The sequence below is a fragment of the Bifidobacterium miconis genome, from assembly GCF_019331735.1.
GTDB classification, from domain to species: domain Bacteria; phylum Actinomycetota; class Actinomycetes; order Actinomycetales; family Bifidobacteriaceae; genus Bifidobacterium; species Bifidobacterium miconis.
In genome coordinates this window covers 1-20,636 of the sequence record NZ_JAHBBH010000036.1, presented here as the reverse complement: position 1 = coordinate 20,636, position 20,636 = coordinate 1, and the positions used below count along the sequence as shown (strand labels likewise).

Genomic DNA, 20,636 nt, shown 5'->3' with positions numbered 1-20,636 from the left:
CCACATCGAATGTGTCACATCCTGACTGAACGTGTGATGATGCGTGCGGTAGCAAGGCGCGGAACACGAAGGCGTACGAAGGTACGTCGAGTGTTCCGCAACGCAGCTAACGCTCCATCATCACGCGTTCAGCGCTTTGGCGCCGATATCGTGGCGATAGAACATGCCGGTGGTGTCGAGGTTGTCGAGGATCGCGTAGACCTTGTCCTGCGCGGCCTTGATGGACTCTGCGGAGGTTTCGACGAACAGCACGCGTCCGGAGTTGGCGACGAGGCCGTGGGTCGCGTCGGAGGCAACGCCCGCATAGTAGACGTGCGAGTCGGCGTCGACGGTGATCTCGGGAATCGGGGCGCCCTTGATCACGTGCGTCGGATAGCCCTTGGAGGCGAGCACCACGCCGAGCGTCGCGCCGTCCTGCTTCCACTCGAACGTCGGGGTTTCGCCGTTAAGGATCGCGTTGATGCCCGCGCCCAGATCGGACGTGAGGCGCGGCAGCACGACCTCGGTTTCCGGGTCGCCGAAGCGCGCGTTGAACTCGATGACCTTCGGGCCGTCGGCGGTGGCGATCAGGCCCGCGTACAGGATGCCGGTGAACGGCGTGCCTTCGGCGGCCATCGCCTCGACGGTCGGACGCACGATCGTCTCGATCGCGGTGTCGACCACGGACTGCGGGATCTGCGGGACCGGGCTGTACGCGCCCATGCCGCCCGTGTTCGGGCCCTCGTCGTTGTCGTACGCGCGCTTGTGATCCTGCGAGATCGGCATCGGCCAGAACTCGGTGCCGTTCACGAAGCTCATGAGCGAGAACTCCTGGCCTTCGAGGAAGTCCTCGATGACGACCTTCGCGCCCGCGTTGCCGAAACGGTGGTCGACGAAGATGTCGTCGAGCGCCTTGACGGCCGTCTCCTCGTCCATCGCGACGGTCACGCCCTTGCCGGCGGCCAGACCGTCGGCCTTGACGACGATCGGCGCGCCGTGCTCGTGCACGTACGCGACGGCCGGTTCGAGCTCGTCGAACGTCTCGTACTTGGCGGTCGGGATGTTGTGACGGGCCATGAGCCGCTTGGCGAAGTCCTTGGAGCCTTCGATCTGCGCGGCGGCCTTGGACGGGCCGAACGCCTTGATGCCGGCCTTGGCGAACGCGTCGACGATGCCCTCGATGAGCGGGACCTCCGGGCCGACGAACACCCAGTCGTAGCCGTTGTCCTTCACGAAGTCGATGAGCGCGGCCTGATTGGAGGAGCCGAGCGAGACGACGCGGATGCCCTCGTCGAGCGCCATGCCCGGGTTGCCGGGGGCCACGGCGACTTCGCTGACGGAACCGCCGCGCAGCAGCGCGGACGCGATCGCGTGCTCGCGGGCGCCGGAACCGATGACCAGAACCTTCTGTCCCATTGTCAAATCCTTTCGAGTTACTTGAGCTTGATCTGCGTGCCGTCGGCGTCCGGGGTGATGCGGCCGATCACGTAGCCGGCCTCGCCGTTGGACTTGAGCAGCTCGAGCGTCTCGTCGGCGCGCTCGGCCGGAACGGCCAGCACCATGCCGATGCCCATGTTGAAGATGTTGTACATCTCCATGTGATCGATCTCGCCGGCCTTCTCGAGCACGTCGAAGATCGGCAGCACCGGCCACGAGCCGAGCTCGATCTCGGCCGCCAGGCCCTCGGGGATCATGCGCGGCACGTTCTCGATGAAGCCGCCGCCGGTGATGTGCGCAACGCCCTTGACCACGCCCGCCTTGAACAGCGGGGAGAGCGCCTTCACGTAGATCTTGGTCGGGGTGAGCAGCACGTCGCCGAGCTTGTCGCCGCCGAGCTCGTCCAGCACGGTGTCGACGGTGTAGCCGGCCTGCTCGAACAGGGCCTTGCGCACGAGCGAGAAGCCGTTGGAGTGCACGCCGGTGGACGGCAGGCCGATGAGCACGTCGCCGTCGGTGATGCCGGAGCCGTCGACGATCGCGGACTTCTCCGCGACGCCGACCGCGAAGCCGGCCAGATCGTACTCGTCCTCGTCGTACATGCCCGGCATTTCGGCCGTCTCGCCGCCGATCAGGCCCGCGCCGGCCTGCACGCAGCCGTCCGCGACGCCCGCGACGACCTGCTCGAGCAGCGCCGGATCGTTCTTGCCGCACGCGATGTAGTCGAGGAAGAACAGCGGTTCGGCGCCCTGCGCGGCGATGTCGTTGACGCACATGGCCACGCAGTCGATGCCGATGGTGTTGTGCTTGTTCGCCAGCTTGGCGACGACGAGCTTGGTGCCCACGCCGTCGGTGCCGGAGATGAGCACCGGCTCCTTGTAGCCGAGGGAGGCGAGGTCGAACAGGCCGCCGAAGCCGCCGATGCCGCCGACCACGCCCGGACGGTTGGTGCGCGCGACGTGCGACTTGATGCGCTTGACGACCTCGTAGCCGGCTTCGACGCTCACTCCTGCGTTCTCATAGGCTTTGGGCATGACATTCCTTTCTTGGACCCATCTACAAGCTCCCCTTGTCAGGGGAGCTGTCAGCGAAGCTGACTGAGGGGTAGTCACATGTGTCGAACCGTCTGACTACCCCTCAGCTCAGCTCATTACGTTCGACGGCTCCCCTGACAGGAGGGAGTCGAGAAATTTTGTATTGTGTGGTTATTCCGCGGGCTTGACCGTGTACTCGTTGCCCTCGTACTTGCTCTTGTACAGCGCGAATTCGGGCAGGCGCACGCGGTCCTCCGGGGTCAGCGACTTCAAAAAGTCGGCCTCGTAGTCGTCGAGCGCGGTCGGATAGTCGCCGTTGAAGTACGCGACGCACAGGCCGCCGTACGGGGCGTCCGCGCCGAGTCCGATCGATTCGACGAGTCCTTCGAGCGAGAGGAAGGCGAGCGAGTCGGCGCCGATGTAGTCGCGGATCTCCTCGACCGACTTGTGCCCGGCGATCAGCTCGCGCGTGGTCGAAATGTCGATGCCGTAGAAGCACGGGTACTTGAGCGGCGGCGAGCTGATGCGCATGTGCACTTCGGCCGCGCCGGCCTCCTTGAGCAGCTGCACGATGCGCTTGGACGTGGTGCCGCGCACGATCGAATCGTCGATGACGACCACGCGCTTGCCCTTGACCACGCCGCGCACGGCGGACAGCTTCATGCGCACGCCCTGTTCGCGCAGCTCCTGCGTCGGCTGGATGAACGTGCGGGCGACGTACTGGTTCTTGATCAGGCCCATTTCGTTCGGCAGGTGCGCGGCCTCCGCGTAGCCGGACGCGGCCGACAGCGACGAGTTCGGCACGCCGATGACCATGTCCGCGTCGACCGGTGCTTCGGCAGCCAGGCGCGCGCCCATGCGCTTGCGCGCGGAGTGCACGTTGACGCCGTAGATGTCGGAGTCGGGGCGGGCGAAGTAGATGAACTCCATCGAGCAGATCGCCAGCTGCGTCTTGTTCGTGTACTGCACGATCTTGTAGCCGTGGTCGGAGACGACGATGATCTCGCCGGGGCGGATGTTGCGCACGAGTTCGGCGCCGACGACGTCGAGCGCGCAGGTTTCGGACGCGAGCACGTACGCGCCGTTCTTCATGCGGCCGAGGGAGAGCGGGCGGAAGCCGTTCGGGTCGAGCGCGCCGATCATCGCGTTTTCGGTCATGAGCAGGTACGCGAAGCCGCCGTGGACCGTGTTGAGCGCCTCCTTGAGCTTGTCCATGAAGGTCGGCTGGCTGGAGCGGCGGATGAGGTGCATGAGCACTTCGGTGTCGGAGTTCGAGTGGAAGATCGCGCCTTCGTCCTCGAGTCCGCGGCGCAGCGACGGGCAGTTGGTGAGGTTGCCGTTGTGGCACAGGGCCATGTCGCCGTCGTGGAAGCGGAAGATGAACGGCTGGATGTTGTCGGTGGTGCCGGAACCGGCCGTGGCGTAGCGCACGTGGCCGATTGCCTTGTCTCCCTTGAGGCGTTCGATTTCGCGCTCGTCGCCGAACACCTGCGTGAGCAGGCCGAGTCCGCGGTGTCCGATGAGGTGGCCGTTGTCGTTCGAGACGATGCCGGCCCCCTCCTGGCCGCGATGCTGGAGCGCGTGGAGACCGAAATAGGTCAGACGGGCGGCGTCGGGATGGCCCCAGACGCCGAAAATTCCGCATTCTTCGTGGATATCTTCGAGTTCAGCCGACAAGCCAAAGCTCCTTCCAAACCATTGGATTCGGGGATTCGCTTACCGATCAACCCTATCAATCGGCGGCTACATCGACACGAACCCCTGTTGCGGGGGCTTCCGTAATTCCCGGGTGCGGAGGAGCGTGAAGTGTGATGCCGCGCACAGGAGCGTTCACACGACACGATGATTGATTGTGATCGTTTGCGGTGTGATAGAATGTGATCGTTAACACGGCGACGGAGCCTGTTTGCTCGTGTCAAAGATAACGGATTGATCACAGGCGAGACAAAATCTGGCAAATCAAGATCAAAAATGATCGAAGCTGCTGTATGATGATAACCAAGCGGAAGGAAACACAGCCACTACGGAGTGACCGCCTTACCCGCCTCTTGGTGAAGACGCCATGCAGTAAAGGAGCAGAAATGAACAAGAACACTCTCTTCAAGGCAGCTGCGGTTGCCGGCGCGGCCGTGATGATGCTGTCCGGTTGCGGTTCCAGCAACAACGCCAGCGGCGGCAAGACCGAAGCGCTCGACGAAAACGCCAAGGTCGAAATCTCGTTCGCCGGCTGGTCGCTCGACACCACCCCGGAGTTCCAGACACTGGCCGACGGCTTCATGAAGGACCACCCGAACATCACCGTCAAGGTCAAGCAGTACTCCGCCGACGACTACGACAAGCAGCTGACCTCCGACATCTCCGGCAAGAGCCAGCCCGACGTCTTCCCGATCAAGAACCTGCAGAAGTACTACACCTACGCCGCCGAATCCGGCGGCCTCGCGGACCTCTCGGACATCGCGGCCAGCTACGACGGCGACAAGAACATCGACGTCTCCTCCTACAAGCTCGAGGACGGCAAGTACTACGCCATGCCGTACCGCTAGGACTCCTGGGTGCTCTTCTACAACAAGGACATGTTCGAGAAGGCTGGCGTGGCCGCCCCGGACGGCACCTGGACGTGGGACGACTACACCAAGGCCGCCGAGGAACTCAAGGAGAAGCTGCCCGCCGCCGGCTACGACGCCAGCTCCGTCTACCCGATGTACCAGCACGGCTGGCAGTCCGTGGTTCAGGGCTTCGCGGTCGCGCAGACCGACGGCGCCTACGACGACTTCTTCAAGGGCGACTACAGCTACCTCAAGCCCTACTATGAGCGCGCGCTCAAGTGGCAGAAGGAAGGCCTGACCATCGACTGGAACACCGTCAACTCCACCAAGGTCCAGTATCAGGCCCAGTTCGGCACCCAGAAGGCCGCCATGCTGCCGATGGGCACCTGGTTCGCCGCCACGCTCGTGAGCCAGCAGAAGTCCGGCGACGCCGACACCTTCAACTGGGGCATGGCTCCGATCCCGCAGAACCCGGACGAGAAGACCGACCAGACCGTGACCTTCGCCGATCCGACCGGCCTCGCCGTCTCCTCCAACATCTCCGGTCAGAAGCTCGCCGCCGCCAAGGAATTCGTCAAGTGGGCCTCCGGTGAAAAGGGCTCCGAGGCGCTCGCCAAGATCGGCACCACCCCGGCCTACTTCTCCGACTCCGTCGCCGACACCTACTTCTCCACCGACGGCATGGCCAACGACGATCTGTCCAAGAAGGCCTGGACCGAGCACAAGACCAACCCGGAGAACCCGGTCGGCGCCGGCACCGACACCATCCAGGACGTGCTCAACACCGTCGTCCACTCGGGCATCATGTCCGGCACTAGCTCCATCGACGACGCGATCGCCAAGGGCACGCAGGACATCAAGGACCAGGGCGTCCTCCAGCAGTGAGCTGGACCGGTCGAAGCAGGACCGGAACAGCAACGCTGACATCATCATCTGACACACCAGCCGATCGGCACTGATCGGCACTGACGCAGGCAAACGGGGGCCGGGACCGTATCCGCACGGACTCCGCCCCCGTTTTGCATGTCAACCATCATTTTCCACACTTTTCAACACTTCCGGTACGCGGTCACCGCAGTCCGCCGCCGGCAACACAACCACCGCTTTCAATCAAAGGAGAGTTGCAGCGATGACACAGGCTAACTCAGCTGCAAAAACGGCCGTCGCGCCACCCGATCACAGCAAGGCCAACAAGGCCATCGGTCGACGCAATCTGCTGAACGGACTCATCTTCATCGCGCCGAACTTCATCGGCTTCCTCGTCCTCATTCTCATCCCGGTCATCCAGCTGTTCTACATCGGCTTCTCCAAGTGGAGCGCCTTCGGCGATCCGGTGTTCAACGGCCTGACCAACTGGCGTCGACTGTCGCACGACTCGAACTTCACGGCGTCGTTCATCAACACCATCGTCTACTCGGTCGTGCATATCCCGCTCACCCTCGCCATCGCGTTCGCGCTGGCCGTGCTGCTCAACACGCAGCTCAAGGGACGCGCGTTCTTCCGCACCGTCGCCTTCTTCCCATACATCACCTCCATCGTCGCCGCGGCTCAGGTGTGGAACATGCTGTTCGACGCCAAGAGCGGCGTGATCAACCAGATCATCAAGATCTTCACCGGCGGCTGGGCCCCGGCCTGGATGGGCTCCACCAAGTGGGCCATGGTCGCGGTCATCATCGTGGCCACGTGGCGTGAGGTCGGCTACTTCATGATCCTCATCCTCGCGGGCCTGCAGACCATCCCGGGCGAACTGTACGAAGCGGCGTCCATCGACGGCGCGAACGGCTGGCAGCAGTTCTGGAAGATCACCGTCCCGTGCATGCGACCGACCCTCTTCTTCGTGCTCGTCACCCTGACCATCCAGTCCTTCAAGATCCTCGATCTGACGCTCGTCATGACCAACGGCGGTCCGGGCACCTCGACCCTCATGCTCGCCCAGTACGTGTACAACGTGGCCTTCACCCGCTCCGACTTCGGCTACTCCGGCACCGTCTCGCTCGTGCTGTTCGCGCTGTGCATGATCGTGACCCTCATCCAGTTCTGGTACAACAACAAGAAGGAGAAGTAAGATGACCGCCGCAAGCATCACCCCGGCCGCGGGAGCCAAGTCTCCTTCCGCCGACATCCCGTTCAACAAGAAGCCCGTCAGCCCCGCCAAGATCATCGGCACCGTCATCGGCTACGTGGCCATGATCGCCATCGCCGCGTTCACGCTGCTGCCGTTCATCTGGATGCTTCTCGCCTCGGTCAAGCCGAACAACGAAGTGTTCATGGTGCCGTTCAAGTGGCTGCCGAGCGTCTGGCACTTCGAGAACTACATCAACATTTGGACCAAGTCCGACATGCTGCTGTGGGTCGGCAACACCGTGTTCTTCGCGATCATCGTGACCTTCCTGCAGGTGTTCACCGGCTCGTTCGCGGCCTACGGCTTCTCACGCATCAAGTTCGCCGGACGCAACGCGCTGTTCCTCGTCTACATCGCCACCATGGCCGTGCCGTGGCAGTCCTACATGATCCCGCAGTTCAAGATGCTCTCCAGCTGGGGCCTGGTCGACACCCGTTGGTCCATCGTCCTGCTGCAGGCGTTCGGTGCGTTCGGCGTGTTCATGATGAAGCAGTTCTACGACACGATCCCCGAAGAGCTCGCCGAAGCCGCCCGACTCGACGGCCTGAGCGAATTCGGCATCTACTCGCGCATCGTGCTGCCGCTGTCCGGACCGTCCATCGCCGCCCTCGGCATCATCACGTTCACCAACACGTGGAACGACTACATGGGCCCGCTCATCTACCTGCGCAGCCAGAACCTGCAGACCATCCAGCTTGGTCTGAAAACCTTCATCAGCCAGTTCAACGCCGACTACGCGATGATCATGACCGGCTCCGTGCTCTCGATCCTGCCGATCCTGGTCGTGTTCCTCATCGGTCAGAAGCAGTTCATCGAAGGCATCGCGACCTCCGGCATGAAGGGCTGATGTCCCACCGCGGCGCGGACGCTCCTTTCCGCGCCGCACTCATCCTGTGGTCCGCACGGCGTGCCTGTAGCCGCGCGGACCACTTTCCATTTTTCTTGGCTCCCCTTGCCAGAGGAGCTGTCACGCAGTGACTGAGGGGTAGTCAAACCCGTCGCTTATCAGACAAAACATGAGTTTGCATTATCTGATGACTTCTATTCCATATGCTGCGGATGCTGGAGTAATAAGGTAGGAACCATGAGCAACGAAGACAAGAGCAACAACAACGCCTCGCCCGACGCGACCAACAAATGGTTCCAGGCCGACGCGTTCATGCGCATCGTCAACTCCGTCACCGTGATCCTGCTGGCCGGCATCTGCAGCCTCATCGCGTCCCTGCCGCTCGTCATCGTCGCGCTCGTCGTCAACGACCTCAACTACTGGCCGCTGTATCTGGCCGCGGCGGCCGTCTCCAGCCCCGCCGTCGCCGCACTGTACGCCATGTTCCGCGACCATCCCGCGCTCTCGTCGCACGCCTCGCGCGTACGCATCAAACTCATGACCGAATCCGGCGACGGGGCGGCGGCAACCGCATCGGCGTCGGGTTTCCCGACTACCAGCGCCGCGTCGGCTGCGTCGGTTGGTTCTGCCGTGGCAGGATCCCGCAACGGCGGCGATCGCGCAGCCTTCACGCAACGGGACGATCGTTCATCATCTGGCCGTTCATCATCCGCTCCCAGCGGCCAACGCGGCCGTCGCGGCAATGCCGCCGCATTCCCGCCCGACTGGATCGCCATGCCGTACGTGCGGCAGGACGTCGCGGTCGCCTTCTTCAAACCGTACTTCGCCGCCTATCGCGCACTCTGCCGCCGCGCGTGGGCGCAGGGCTGCACGTTCGCGATCGTCGCATTCGCGCTCGGGTACGACATCCTCCTGCTCGCGCAGATGCCGTGGGGCGTGTACGTCGTGCCGGCGCTCGCCGTCGTGCTGCTGTTCGTGTTCGCCGCGTTCTCGATCTCGATGGTGCTCATCGTCGAATATCCCAAGGCGAAATACCTGTCCGTGCTCAAGAACTCCGCGCTGCTGAGCGTGCGGCGGCTGTATATTCTGCTGATCACCGCGGTCGCGCTTGTGGCCTACGGCTACGCGCTGTTCCGCTGGTTCGTGCCCGTGGCCGTGCTCGGCACCGGCGTGCTGTGGTACCTCGTGTGGGGCGCCTCCCGCTGGCAGGCCCAGCTCATGTTCTCCGCGCTCGCCCGCGAATCCCACGACGATCGCATCATCGCCATGTACCAAGTCGCGCCCGCCACCGGCTCCGGCATCTCCGGCTTCCTCAAAGGCACCACCGAATGGCGGCAGTAGCGGCGGTTTGATCGGTTTGATCGGTTTGATCAGTTTGGCTGGTGTGGCTGGTGTGGCTGGTGTGACTGGTGTGACTGGTGTGACTGGTGTGACTGGTCATCGCGGCGGATGAGCGTCGGCTGTTTCTTGGGAATATCCCCCATCTCATCGCATCGACGTTTCATAGCGGGGCATATTGGCCAGACCTTCTTCGGCGATTCGCCTCGCTGGCACCATGCTTAGCGAAGCAATTTTCCGAAGGTCTGTCGGTGTTGCTCCGTTCAACCCTGTTGTTGGGGTATATCGGCTAGACCTTCGGTGATTCGCCCCGCTGAGGAGATCTTCCGCGAGGTATTTCTCCGATCGTCCATCCATTTCGCCTCACTGTACGCCCTCAGCGAGGTATAGCAGACAGATCTTCGGCGTTTTGTCCCGCTGACACTGTACCCAGCGAAGCGTTTTTCCGAAGGTCTGTCTGTGTTGCCCTGTTCAACCCTGTTGCTAGGGCATACGGGTCGGACCTTCGGCGTTTTTCCCCGCTCACACAGCCTCAGCGAGGAAAACCTCCGGAGGATCATCCGTTCCGCCCCGTTGCACTGTGCCAGCAAGGTATGTCGGTCAGGTCTTCGGCGATGCACCCCGCTGAGGACATCCTCCGCGAGGCATTTCTTCGAACATCCATCAGTTTCACCTCGTCGAGTCCCCGTTGCCGCGCATCGGCACGTCGCGATATCCGCGTTGCCCCACCTCGCATCGATCCCGAGTTATCCACAATGCATCCACGACACGCCGAAAACCCGAGCCTGCGTCCACAACCCCCGTTTTTCCTTCGCCGCCGACTCAGATTGTCGTATAGTCTGCCCATGAAACGCCACAAAACAGTTGAAACCCTGCTCGCCGCCGCGGAACGCGAACGACGCTGCGCCTACGGAACCGCAAAATCCGTCTGCAGCGCCCTCGGCCGCCGTGCCAAAATCGGCGAACTACAGCGCGTATCAGCCAATGCGTATGTCAAGCCTGACTATTGGGCTGCGCTCAATCCGCCAGAGCGTTCCCTGCATATCGCACGGACGCTCGGCGCCCGCCACCCCGATTGGGTGTTCGCCGGCATCGTCGCGGCCGCGGCTCACGGATTCGAACATCAATGGTTGTTGCATGGCGGTCCGATCGACATCGTCTCTTCCAACAAAGGCGATCCGCCGTCACGCAACGCGGGTTCGGCCGCAGGCATGGATGCGGCCTCGGGCATGAATGCAGGCGCAGGCATGAATGCAGACACGGATGCAGACGCCCGCCACGGCACGAGAATACGGCGAATCTACGCTCCCCGGTGCGCCCTCGAATCGGCAGCCGGCATCACGGTTACCGGCAAGGCGCGAACCGTGGTGGACTGCTGCATGATGCTGGAATTCCGCTACGCGCTGCCCATCGTCGACTCCGCGCTTGCGCAAGGTGTGCCGAGACGCGACATTTTGGCGGTGTGCGGCTCGTTGCGCAGGAATTGCCTGCCGGTGTTTCGCGCGCTGCATTATGCGGATCCGCGCAGCGAGAACGGCGGCGAATCGCTGATGCGTGGCACGATCGTTGATTCCGGCCTCATGGTTCCGGAAATTCAGGTACCGTTCGTCGACCCGCAGACCGGCAGATCGTATCGCGTCGATTTTGCGTGGCGTCTTGCCGATGGCCGAATCGTCGTGGCCGAGTTCGACGGAACCGACAAGTACGTCGACCCGGCGATGACCGGCCGACGCAGCATACAGGGCATCGTGCTTGCGGAACGGGAGCGCGAGGCCGCGTTGCGTCGCGCCGATGTGACGGATATCGTTCGCTGTTCGTTCGACGATGTGGTACGGGCGGCTCCGATGATTGACGAGTTGTGTAGGGTTGGGATTCCGAGAAGCCGATAGGCCGGTGCCGATTCGACTGCCGCCGGCCGCGTTTGTTGTCGGGAAAGGGGAGACATGACCATTACGTACACCGAGGAACGCAGATTCACGCAGGATCAGGTGCAGCGGCTGTTCCGTTCGGTCGGCTGGGTGTCGGGCGAGTATCCGGAGCGGCTGCATCGCGCGCTCATGGGCTCGTCCACGGTGGTCACCGCGTGGGACGGCGACCGTCTGGTCGGGCTCGTGCGCGCGCTCGACGACGGCGCGATGCTCGCGTACGTGCACTACGTGCTGGTCGACCCGGAGTATCAGGGGCAGGGCATCGCCGGGCACATGGTGCGCATGATCCAGGAGAAATACCGCGATTACTTCTATGTGGAAGTCATGCCGGAGGAAAGCAAAAACGCCGCGTTCTACGAGCGGTTCGGCTTCCATGTGATGACCGACGGCGTCGCCATGCAGACCGTCAACCCGAACTGGTGAGGGTTGCCACGGTCGGGCGCTGTGCGACGATGCGGCGTTCGTCCCCGGCTGATGGGAAATTCGCATTTCCGCTGATGTCAGGGAAACGCTTGCGGAGCGGCGAGCGTGTAGCGAGCGTGTGGCGAACGCACCGCAGACGGTAGGATTGACCACGGATTGATGACAGGCTGACCGCATGACGGTGCAAGCGATCGGGGAGCGATCGGGAACGGGGAAATACGATGACTGAGTCCGGGACGACTGTAGGGACGAATGCGAACGAAGTGCAGACGGAGGCATTGCCGCAGCGACTTGAGCCGGGACAGATCGCGCCCGATTTCACACTGACAGCGATTGCGATGCCCGGTGACGGTACGACCGTCGCCGACGGCGCGTTTGCCGGTGACGGTGCGGACGAAACTGTGGAAGGAGCCGATTCGATCGCCGGTGCTGCCGTAAATCCGGCCGAAACGACGGTGACGTTGTCCGAACTGACCGCGCGTGGCGCACGCGTGATCCTGTACTTCTATCCGGCGGCGATGACGCCCGGCTGCACGACCGAGGCCTGCGATTTTCGCGACAACATCGCCCGTCTTGGCACGCTTGGATACACGGTGATCGGCGTATCCAAGGACCCGATCGACAAGCTTCGCCGGTTCGCCGAACGTGACCATCTGCCCTTCCCGCTCCTGTCCGACCCCGATCTCGCAGTGCACAAGGCGTACGGCGCGTACGGCGAGAAGAAGCTGTACGGCAAAACGCACGTCGGCGTGTTGCGCTCGACGTTCGCGATCGGCGCGGACGGGCGTATCCTGCTCGCGCGCTACAACGTGCGTGCCAAAGGCCATGTCGAATCGCTGATGAAGACGCTCGCCAAACTCGACTGACCCGTCGCCGCATGCGTTGCGCGACGATGTCCGAGGAGGCATTTCGACGGGCATCGTGCCGATCCCATCGAACACGGTCTTTCCAGCGATGAACGGAAACCGCGGATCGGGATCGACGATGCCTGCGCGCTCCTATCGAACCGCAGTCTTGTTCTCACTGCGTGAAGACCGCAACCCGGCGGCGAAAGTGCGCAAGGTGCGCTTCGGCTTTGCGGTTTGCTCGTCAGACTGGCGACCCTCGTACAGGAAGAAGCCGATGCCCGCGTCTTCGCCGTGACGGACCACGTATGCGGCGCGGCGGCGCAGGTGGCGGTGATCGTAGAAGCCGACGTTGCACGTGGTGTCGGTGAACAGGAAGTAGCGCTCCACGCCGGCCGCGCGGAATTCGGCGAGCATATGGTCGAACAGTCGGCGGCCCACGCCCTGTCCGTGCACCGCGCCGTCGAGGATGAACAGTGTCACTTCGGCCGGATCGCGCCGCCCGACTTTCCAGATCAGCCAATCGTCGATGCGCGCGATATCGCGCATTTCGTGAATGCCTTCTCGTCCCTCGCGCGAGCACAGCAGCGGCAGCAATACGCCGATCGCGCGTCGGCGATGTCGGTTGCAGATCAGCGGCCGCCAGCGTTTGCTCAATCGTTTCGCGCGAGGATCGTCGATGCGGCCCAGAATCACGCCGATCGCGCGGCCGTCCAGATCGGCGACCGTCGCCGTCGTCGAACGCGACAGGCACAGTTCGAAATCGGCCTCGGCCAAGCGCAGCGCATGATCGGGATTCGCGACGTCGTCGTACCACAGCCGGCGCATCAGATCGACCAACGCGGGATAATCGCGGCGCCGCAGCGGGCGCAGTCGCACGGAATCGCTCATGCCTCCCACCATAGGAGCAACCCGCGAAGGCCGGGAATGCCGGACTCATCTCGTCGCATCCGGCACAGTGCCATCGCAACCAGCCAAACCGGTCAAACTGGCGCAATCATGCGTAACCATGTGCCAAGTATCGGCATCATCGGGGCATGGCATGCGCCGATCCGCTACAACGGTAATCGGATAACTCATCCGCGCACCAGCGCGCAGACACAGGGGGCAGCACATGACCGACGGCAACGCGACCAACGCAATCAGCGCAACCACAGCCGCAACCGCAACCATCCACATTCCGCACAATCCGCACCGGCTCGGACTGGCCAGCGTGGCCCGCGACGTGGCGTACAAGACGGGCGCGGACCGGCTCGTCATGGACATCATCGCGCCGCAAAGCTACGGCGACGGGGACGACCGGCGCTGGCCGACCGTCGTGTTCGTGCAGGGCAGCGCGTGGACCACGCCGGACCGTGACTACGAGATGCCGCAGCTGGTCGAGCTCGCACGGCGCGGCTACGTGGTCGCCACGGTGAATCATCGCGACGCGACGCGCAACGGCAAGTACACGTTCCCCGCGTATCTTCAGGACGTGAAGGCGGCGATCCGCTACCTGCGCGCGAACGCGGCGCAATGGCACGTCGATCCGGACCGGCTCGGCATCTGGGGCACGTCGTCGGGCGGCAACACGTCGCTGCTGGTCGGGCTCACGGCAGACGATCCACGTTACGAGGACGGCACGTGGACCGGCGTGAGCGACCGGGTCGATTTCGTGGTCAGCTGCTTCCCTCCGACCGACATGACGGAGGCGATCGACGCGTTCGGCCACGAGGATGATCCGTTCCGCATCTACTATTACGGCCCGTTCGCGGCCGTGGTGGGCGCGACGCCGGCGACCGGCATCAGCGACGAGGTGCGCAGGCGCGCGGCGGAGATGAGCCCGTACCTGCGCGTCGAGGACGGTCGCGACTACCCGCCGACGCTGCTGCTGCACGGCACGGCCGACACGGTGGTGCCGTATCACCAGTCGGTCAAGATGCGCGACCGGCTCGTCGAGCACGGCTACGACGCGCGGCTTGTGCTCGTGGACGACGCCGAACACGAGAACGATTTCTGGAGCCGCGACGTGCTCAACGTGATCTTCCGCTTCATCGACGAGCAGGTCGGGACGTGCTGATGCGGGCTTGACGGGGCGGATCGACGTAAATCAGGCGGATTTTCGGGAAAATACCCCGTTAAGGATGCCCTGAGCGGGGCGGATTTTCGAAGGTATGGTCGTTTTGCTTCGCTGAATCCCGTAGGCAGTGCGGATCGGGTGCCCCTTCGGAGAATCGCTTCGCTGAGGACGGTGTCAGCGGGGTGAATTGCCGAAGATCTGTCCGTATCGCCCCACCAACAGCACTTAGCGATGCAACATGGACAGACCTTCGGCGATTCACCCCGCCAGCGGCGCTTTTAGCGGTGCCATTCTCCGAAGATCTACCCTTTTCGTCCCGATAAACCTTGTCAGTGGGGCAAGTCAGCTGGGCTTTCGGAGAATCGCTTCGCTGAGAATGACACCAGCGGGGCAGATCGCCGAAGGTCTGGCCGGCATCCCCCGGTAACGGGACTGAACGGGGCAATACCGACAGACCTTCGGAGAATCGCTTCGCTGAGGACGGTGTCAGCGGGGTGAATTGCCGAAGATATGGCCGACAGGCTTCGCTGAGGGTGCACAGTGAGGCGAAATGGATGGATGATCGGAGAAATGCCCCCGCAGGGGATCCCCTCAGCGGGGCAAATCGCCGAAGATCTGTCCGATATGCCACGTCTGGGCGTCCTGCGCGGAAGTGCGCGAAGCTTCGAGCAAACGGGTGCCGATGAGGCGGAATCGGTCGTTGGATGTCGTCAGATGCCGGCGGGGATGCGCCGGTCGCGCCAGTAGTAGTCGCGGTCGTGGTCGTTGATCTCGCGCAGCACGCGTGCCGGCTGGCCGATCGCGACGACGTTCGCCGGAATGTCCTTGGTGACGAGGCTGCACGCGCCGATCACCGTGTTGTCGCCGATGGTGACGCCCGGCAGGACGGTCACGTTCGCGCCGATCCACACGTTGCGGCCGATGTGGATCGGTTCGGAGAACTGCGCGTACCGTTCGCGCAGGTCGGGTCGGATCGGGTGGCCGGTGGTAACGAGCGTCACGTTCGGGCCGATGAGCGTATGATCGCCGATGAAGATCTCGCCGTCGTCGACGAGCGTGAGGTTGAAGTTCGCGTAGCAGCCGGAGCCCCAGTGCGTCGAGCAACCCCAGTTGGCGTGCAGCGGCGATTCGATGTACAGGCCGTCGCCGGTTTCGGCGAAGAACCGGCTGAGCAGTTCGCGCCGTTTCGGGTCGCTTTGGCGGGTCTGGTTGATGTCGTAGAGCAGGTCGAGCTGTTCGCGCTGGGCCTGGTCCATCTCCGGATCGCCGCAGAAATACACGCCGGGGGAGTGCATCAGGTCGAGCACGCGTTGGGGAACGGTCATCGGTCACCTCGTTGTGGGTCGTCGCGGTTGACTTGCGTTGGCGTCTGTATCGCATGTAGGCCGCGTCTGGTTTGTTTGCGCAACCACCAGCATAGCCGCCGTCCGGGAACGGCGGAAAGGCCTGTCCGGCATGTCGCCGGTTGGCTCGCGGCGGCTTTCGCGACGCGGTTCCGCAAACTGCCGCTACAGGTCTTCGACGGCGTGCTGGATCTCCTTGCGACGTGCGACGTTGCCGCGTTGCCACAGGTGGATGCCGAGCAGGATCAGACCCGGCACGCTGTATTGGAACATGCCGGTGACGGCGGCCATGGCGGCCATCGGCCCGATGATGTCCAGCGGCGCTCCGGCGGCGAGGACGAGGGGAAGGATGTTCCAGCAGACCGCGTAGACGATGCCGAGCGCGATCCAGACGATCGGCAGGACCAATCCCGGCTTGGGGCTGTCGCGTCGCGACAGGCGCAGCTCGGCGACGATGGATGCGGCGAACAGCGCGATGACGGCGATCGGCAGGATGGTGAACAGGACGGACAGCCGGGTGATGTATTCGTCCGGGATCGGGAAGGTCATGGCAGGCTCCTTTGCCTTGATGTTGGATGGACGGTGGTTTGGACGGCGGCTCGCGCTGCGCGCGGCCGCCGGCGAGTCGGGACGTGATCGCCGCGCGCGTCATGCGGCGCCGCGGTCAGTATGCGGCCTTGCCGCCGCGGCCGAGTTGGCTGCGGTAGGCGGTGATGAGGATTTTGGCGGTGTCGAAGTCGAGTTTGTCGTCGACGGCGAGACGCTTGACTAGGGCGATGTACGGATCCTGTTCGGTCTGTTCGGCAAGGCGGATCTTCTGGATGAGCCGGTCGAGCCGGAGCCGGACGGTGGGATAGGAAACGCCGTATTCGGCGGCGACCTCCTTCATGGAACCGGAGGCGAGGATGAACTTCTTGACAAACGTGAGATCCTCGTCGTCGAGGTTCGCCATCCACGGCGGAACGACGGGGGTGCCCATGCGGCGGCTCCTTTCGTCTTTGATTGACTATCTTTAATAAAGTTAATAATACTCTTTAATTTTATTAAAGTCAAAGTTGAGGTTTCTGTGCGATTGCGTGGAAGCGACTGCCTGTTGCGATCCAAAAATGTCCAGAATGCGAGACGACGGATGGCGTTGTCCGGGGTGCTGGTATGGTTTGTGGACATGACGTATCTCATGTGTTGTTGTCGCTGAACCGACGCCTCCCGAAGCGGGTGCAGGCGAGCGGCCGACAACGCATAACTTGAGATAGATTCCTTTTTCCTGTTCGGATGCCCTGTATTCCGGGGTTTTATCCATGTGTATCCGAATATGGTTCCCTGCCGTCGAACCGCATCGGTGGACGTCGTGTATTCGCATTCACCTGTTGTTCGGGGATCGGGGAATCCCTGTGGAATCTCGTTTCAACACGGCGCGCGTCGAGCGCAATCGTCCGCATCATCCGCTTTCCATCCGCAATCATCATCGATCGCGCGCATTGCCATCATCGCAACGAACAAGCGCGAACCAACGAAAAACAAGCCAGACGAAACACGCGTACACACAGGAAACGAGACCAACCATGACCATCCACAACAGCATTTCCGAACTCATCGGCGGCACCCCGCTCGTCAAACTCAACCGACTCCCGCAGGCGGCCGGCGTCAAGGCGACCATCGCGGCGAAAATCGAGTATCTCAACCCCGGCGGCTCGTCCAAGGACCGCATCGCCGCGCGCATCATCGACGCGGCGGAACACTTCGGCCAACTCGAACCCGGCGGCGTCATCGTCGAACCGACCTCCGGCAACACGGGCGTCGGACTCGCCATGGTCGCCCAACAGCGCGGCTACCGGGCCATCTTCACCATGCCGGACAAGGTCTCCGAAGCCAAGCGCGCCGTCCTGCGCGCCTACGGGGCCGAAGTGGTGGTGACCCCCACCGACGCCGGCCCCGGCGATCCGCGCTCCTACTACGACGTGGCCGAACAGCTCGCCAAGAAAATCCCCGGCGCGTTCCGGCCCAACCAGTACGACAACCCCAACGGGCCGCTCAGCCACTACTACACCACCGGACCCGAAATCTGGCAGGCCACCGATCACGCCGTCACGCACTTCGTGGCCGGCATCGGCACCGGCGGCACCATCTCCGGCACCGGACGTTACCTCAAGGAAATCTCCAACGGACGTGTGCGCGTCGTCGGCGCCGATCCCGAAGGCTCCATCTACTCGGCCGCGGACAAGACTGACGTGCACCAGTACGACATCGAAGGCGTCGGCGAGGACTTCTATCCCAAGGCGTTCGACCGCGACATCGTCGACGAGATCGTGCAAATCGGCGACGCGGAGGCGTTTGAGACGACGCGCCGGCTCGCCGCCGAGGAAAGCCTGCTCGTCGGTGGATCGTCCGGCATGGCCGTCGCCGCGGCGATCCGATACGCGATCGAACACGATCTGGACGAACGCCAGCTCGTCGTCGTGCTGCTGCCCGACTCGGGACGCGGCTATCTCGAGAAGATCTTCAACGACGACTGGATGCGCGAGAACGGTTACGGCGACGTGGTCGAACGGACGAACAAGCCGTCGCTCGTCGACGAATACCTGTGACCGATCGATCCGCGACACGGATGGGCACGAGCCGACGCGGCCATCAACAATCGTCCAATTCGGCAATCCCGCGATAATCCGGCGATCCGCAACTCAACCATCGGCAAGCCATCATTCGGCAACTTGGCAACTCGGCAATCAACAATCAGTCCAACGACAGCAATTCAGCAAAGGAACAACAGACCATGACCATCTCCACCAACGCCAACGCACTCGCCGCAACCGCGCTCTCCACGCGCGCCATCCACGCCGGGCAGGAACCCGATCCGACCACCGGCGCGGTCGTCACGCCCATCTACATGACCTCCACGTTCAAGCAGGACGGCGTCGGTGGCCTGCGCCACGGCTACGACTACAGCCGCTCCGTCAACCCCACGCGCAACAGCTTCGACGCGCAGCTCGCCTCCGTCGAAGGCGCGAAGTACGCGCTCTCCTTCTCATCCGGACTCGCCGCCATCGACGTGCTGCTGCGCGCCACCTTGCGCCCCGGCGACAACATCCTCCTCGGCAACGACGTGTACGGCGGCACCTACCGGCTCCTCGCCAAAGTGTTCGTGCCGTGGGGCATCGGGCTCGACGTGGTCGACGTGACCGACCAGGCCGCGGTCGCCGCCGCGCTCGATGCCAAGCCGAACGGGCACTACCGTTATATCTGGGTCGAAACCCCGTCCAACCCGATGCTCGGCATCACCGACATCGCGGCCACGGCGGCTCTCGCCCACGCGCACGGCACCAGGATCGTGGTCGACAACACGTTCGCCTCGCCCGTGCTGCAGCATCCGCTCGACGATGGCGCGGACGCGGTCGTGTACTCGACCACCAAGTACATCGGCGGGCACTCCGACGTGGTCGGCGGCGCGGTGCTGCTCAACGACGGCGACGTGCGCGAACAGGTGGCGTTCCTGCAGAACGCGGCCGGCGCCGTGCCCTCGCCGTTCGACTCGTGGCTCGACATCCGCGGGCTCAAGACGCTCGACCTGCGCGTGAAGCAGCACAGCCGCAACGCGCTCAAGGTGGCGCAGTGGCTTGAATCGCTGCCGGCCGATCTGGTGGAGCGCGTGTGGTATCCGGGCCTTGCGTCGCATCCGGGGCACGAGATCGCCGCGCGGCAGATGCACGGCGGGTTCGGCGGCATGGTGTCCGTGCAGATCGCCGCGGGATTCGAGGCGGCCAAGCGCTTCGCCGGAGCCACGCAGGTGTTCACGCTCGCGGAATCGCTCGGCGGCGTCGAATCGCTCATCGAGCATCCGGGCGCGATGACCCACGCCTCGGTGGCGGGTACCACGCTCGAGGTGCCGGCGAACCTGATCCGCCTGTCCGTGGGACTCGAGGACGCCGACGACCTGATCGCCGACCTCGATCAGGCGTTCAAAGTCCTGTAAGGTGCGTGCCTCGATGCAGTTTGACATGCGGTTTGACGATTGAGAGGCGAAATCGGCGGGTTGCCGGCATCGGTTTGACGATTGAGAGGCTGCGATCATCCTTGCCTTGCGAATCTGGCACGATACAATCCTCTCGAGAGGGAGCAATGGCCTCAGGAGGCGCAGGCCAATCGCCTCTCGATCGTCAAACTGACCCGTGCAGTGCCGTTATTCAGCCTCTCAATCGTCAAACCAACGGGCACGGCTGGTCGATTCGCCTACACTGGGGAGACATGACAGACAACGCGGCGGCGCTGGACGCGCTCAGACGGTATTTCGGTTACGACTCGTTCCGGCCCGGCCAATCCGGCCTCGTGGACGCGATCCTCTCGGGGCGCGACGTGCTCGGCGTCATGCCCACCGGCGCCGGCAAATCCGTGTGCTACCAGATCCCCGCCATGCTGCTGCGCGGCGTCACCGTGGTCGTCTCCCCGCTCATCTCCCTGATGCGCGATCAGGTCGACGGCCTCAACGACGCCGGCATCCCCGCCGCATTCGTCAACACCACCCAGTCCGGCGACGAGCAGTCCATGGTGCTCGCGCAGGCAGCCCGCGGCGACGTCAAACTCCTGTACGTGGCCCCCGAACGCCTCGAAACCGACTGGTTCCGTTCGTTCGCAGCCCACACGCCCATCTCGCTGGTCGCCGTGGACGAAGCCCACTGCGTCTCCCAATGGGGGCAGGATTTCCGCTCCTCGTACCTTGGCATCGGCGAATTCATCGCCGCCC

General features: G+C 63.5%; 17 protein-coding genes and 1 pseudogene. 11 read left to right on the top strand and 7 right to left on the bottom strand.

Translation table 11 applies throughout. The features are described from left to right. Positions 1–120: 120 nt before the first annotated feature. From purD to purF, 3 genes are all read right to left on the bottom strand, one after another. Positions 121–1,395, bottom strand: coding sequence for a phosphoribosylamine--glycine ligase (purD, locus tag KIH79_RS10375; RefSeq protein WP_219059299.1), 1,275 nt, complete (start codon positions 1,393–1,395; stop codon positions 121–123). Between the two features lie 17 nt (positions 1,396–1,412). After that, a complete protein-coding gene (gene purM, locus KIH79_RS10370) occupies positions 1,413–2,450 on the bottom strand; it encodes a phosphoribosylformylglycinamidine cyclo-ligase (protein ID WP_219059298.1) in 1,038 nt (345 codons plus the stop codon). A gap of 171 nt (positions 2,451–2,621) precedes the next feature. Further along, positions 2,622–4,127: an amidophosphoribosyltransferase gene (purF, locus tag KIH79_RS10365; protein WP_219059297.1), complete on the bottom strand. Its 1,506-nt coding sequence runs from the start codon at positions 4,125–4,127 to the stop codon at positions 2,622–2,624. Between the two features lie 311 nt (positions 4,128–4,438). Here purF and KIH79_RS10355 point away from each other — a divergent pair. From KIH79_RS10355 to KIH79_RS10325, 7 genes and pseudogenes are all read left to right on the top strand, one after another. Next, positions 4,439–5,881 (top strand): annotated as a pseudogene (locus tag KIH79_RS10355) (ABC transporter substrate-binding protein). Between the two features lie 244 nt (positions 5,882–6,125). Then, positions 6,126–7,061: a carbohydrate ABC transporter permease gene (locus KIH79_RS10350; RefSeq protein ID WP_033492377.1), complete on the top strand. Its 936-nt coding sequence runs from the start codon at positions 6,126–6,128 to the stop codon at positions 7,059–7,061. 1 nt (position 7,062) lies between these two features. After that, the gene (locus tag KIH79_RS10345; protein ID WP_081892390.1) at positions 7,063–7,965 is read left to right on the top strand and encodes a carbohydrate ABC transporter permease; all 903 of its coding nucleotides are present in this window, start codon (positions 7,063–7,065) and stop codon (positions 7,963–7,965) included. A 237-nt stretch (positions 7,966–8,202) separates the two neighbouring features. Beyond that, complete coding sequence (locus KIH79_RS10340) at positions 8,203–9,306, top strand: hypothetical protein (RefSeq protein ID WP_219059294.1); 1,104 nt, start codon at positions 8,203–8,205, stop codon at positions 9,304–9,306. Positions 9,307–10,148: 842 nt separating this feature from the next. Continuing rightward, positions 10,149–11,192, top strand: coding sequence for a hypothetical protein (locus KIH79_RS10335; protein WP_219059293.1), 1,044 nt, complete (start codon positions 10,149–10,151; stop codon positions 11,190–11,192). A gap of 54 nt (positions 11,193–11,246) precedes the next feature. Then, positions 11,247–11,654, top strand: a complete 408-nt coding sequence (locus KIH79_RS10330; RefSeq protein ID WP_219059292.1) for a GNAT family N-acetyltransferase — start codon at positions 11,247–11,249, stop codon at positions 11,652–11,654. Between the two features lie 221 nt (positions 11,655–11,875). After that, positions 11,876–12,520: a peroxiredoxin gene (locus KIH79_RS10325; protein ID WP_420829376.1), complete on the top strand. Its 645-nt coding sequence runs from the start codon at positions 11,876–11,878 to the stop codon at positions 12,518–12,520. A 132-nt stretch (positions 12,521–12,652) separates the two neighbouring features. Here KIH79_RS10325 and KIH79_RS10320 read toward each other — a convergent pair whose 3' ends face one another. Next, entirely contained in the window at positions 12,653–13,390 is a 738-nt protein-coding gene (locus tag KIH79_RS10320; protein ID WP_219059290.1) for a GNAT family protein, read from the bottom strand. Between the two features lie 223 nt (positions 13,391–13,613). On the opposite strand from KIH79_RS10320, the gene KIH79_RS10315 reads away from it, so the two are divergent. Further along, complete coding sequence (locus KIH79_RS10315) at positions 13,614–14,558, top strand: alpha/beta hydrolase (RefSeq protein WP_219059289.1); 945 nt, start codon at positions 13,614–13,616, stop codon at positions 14,556–14,558. Positions 14,559–15,268: 710 nt separating this feature from the next. On the opposite strand, the gene KIH79_RS10310 is transcribed toward KIH79_RS10315, so the two are convergent. From KIH79_RS10310 to KIH79_RS10300, 3 genes are all read right to left on the bottom strand, one after another. Further along, positions 15,269–15,883 (bottom strand): sugar O-acetyltransferase, encoded by a 615-nt coding sequence (locus KIH79_RS10310; protein ID WP_219059288.1) that lies wholly within the window; start codon positions 15,881–15,883, stop codon positions 15,269–15,271. A gap of 183 nt (positions 15,884–16,066) precedes the next feature. Beyond that, positions 16,067–16,450 carry a hypothetical protein gene (locus KIH79_RS10305; protein WP_219059287.1) on the bottom strand — a complete coding sequence of 128 codons (384 nt, stop codon included), beginning with the start codon at positions 16,448–16,450 and terminating at the stop codon, positions 16,067–16,069. 115 nt (positions 16,451–16,565) lie between these two features. Next, complete coding sequence (locus tag KIH79_RS10300) at positions 16,566–16,880, bottom strand: DUF2089 family protein (protein ID WP_219059286.1); 315 nt, start codon at positions 16,878–16,880, stop codon at positions 16,566–16,568. A 583-nt stretch (positions 16,881–17,463) separates the two neighbouring features. Between KIH79_RS10300 and KIH79_RS10295 the strand changes: the two genes are divergently transcribed. From KIH79_RS10295 to KIH79_RS10285, 3 genes are all read left to right on the top strand, one after another. Beyond that, a complete protein-coding gene (locus KIH79_RS10295) occupies positions 17,464–18,486 on the top strand; it encodes a pyridoxal-phosphate dependent enzyme (protein ID WP_219059285.1) in 1,023 nt (340 codons plus the stop codon). 185 nt (positions 18,487–18,671) lie between these two features. Beyond that, positions 18,672–19,868: a cystathionine gamma-synthase gene (locus KIH79_RS10290; protein ID WP_219059284.1), complete on the top strand. Its 1,197-nt coding sequence runs from the start codon at positions 18,672–18,674 to the stop codon at positions 19,866–19,868. Positions 19,869–20,140: 272 nt separating this feature from the next. Further along, positions 20,141–20,636: DEAD/DEAH box helicase (locus tag KIH79_RS10285; RefSeq protein WP_219059283.1), on the top strand; the 496-nt coding region annotated here is incomplete at its 3' end.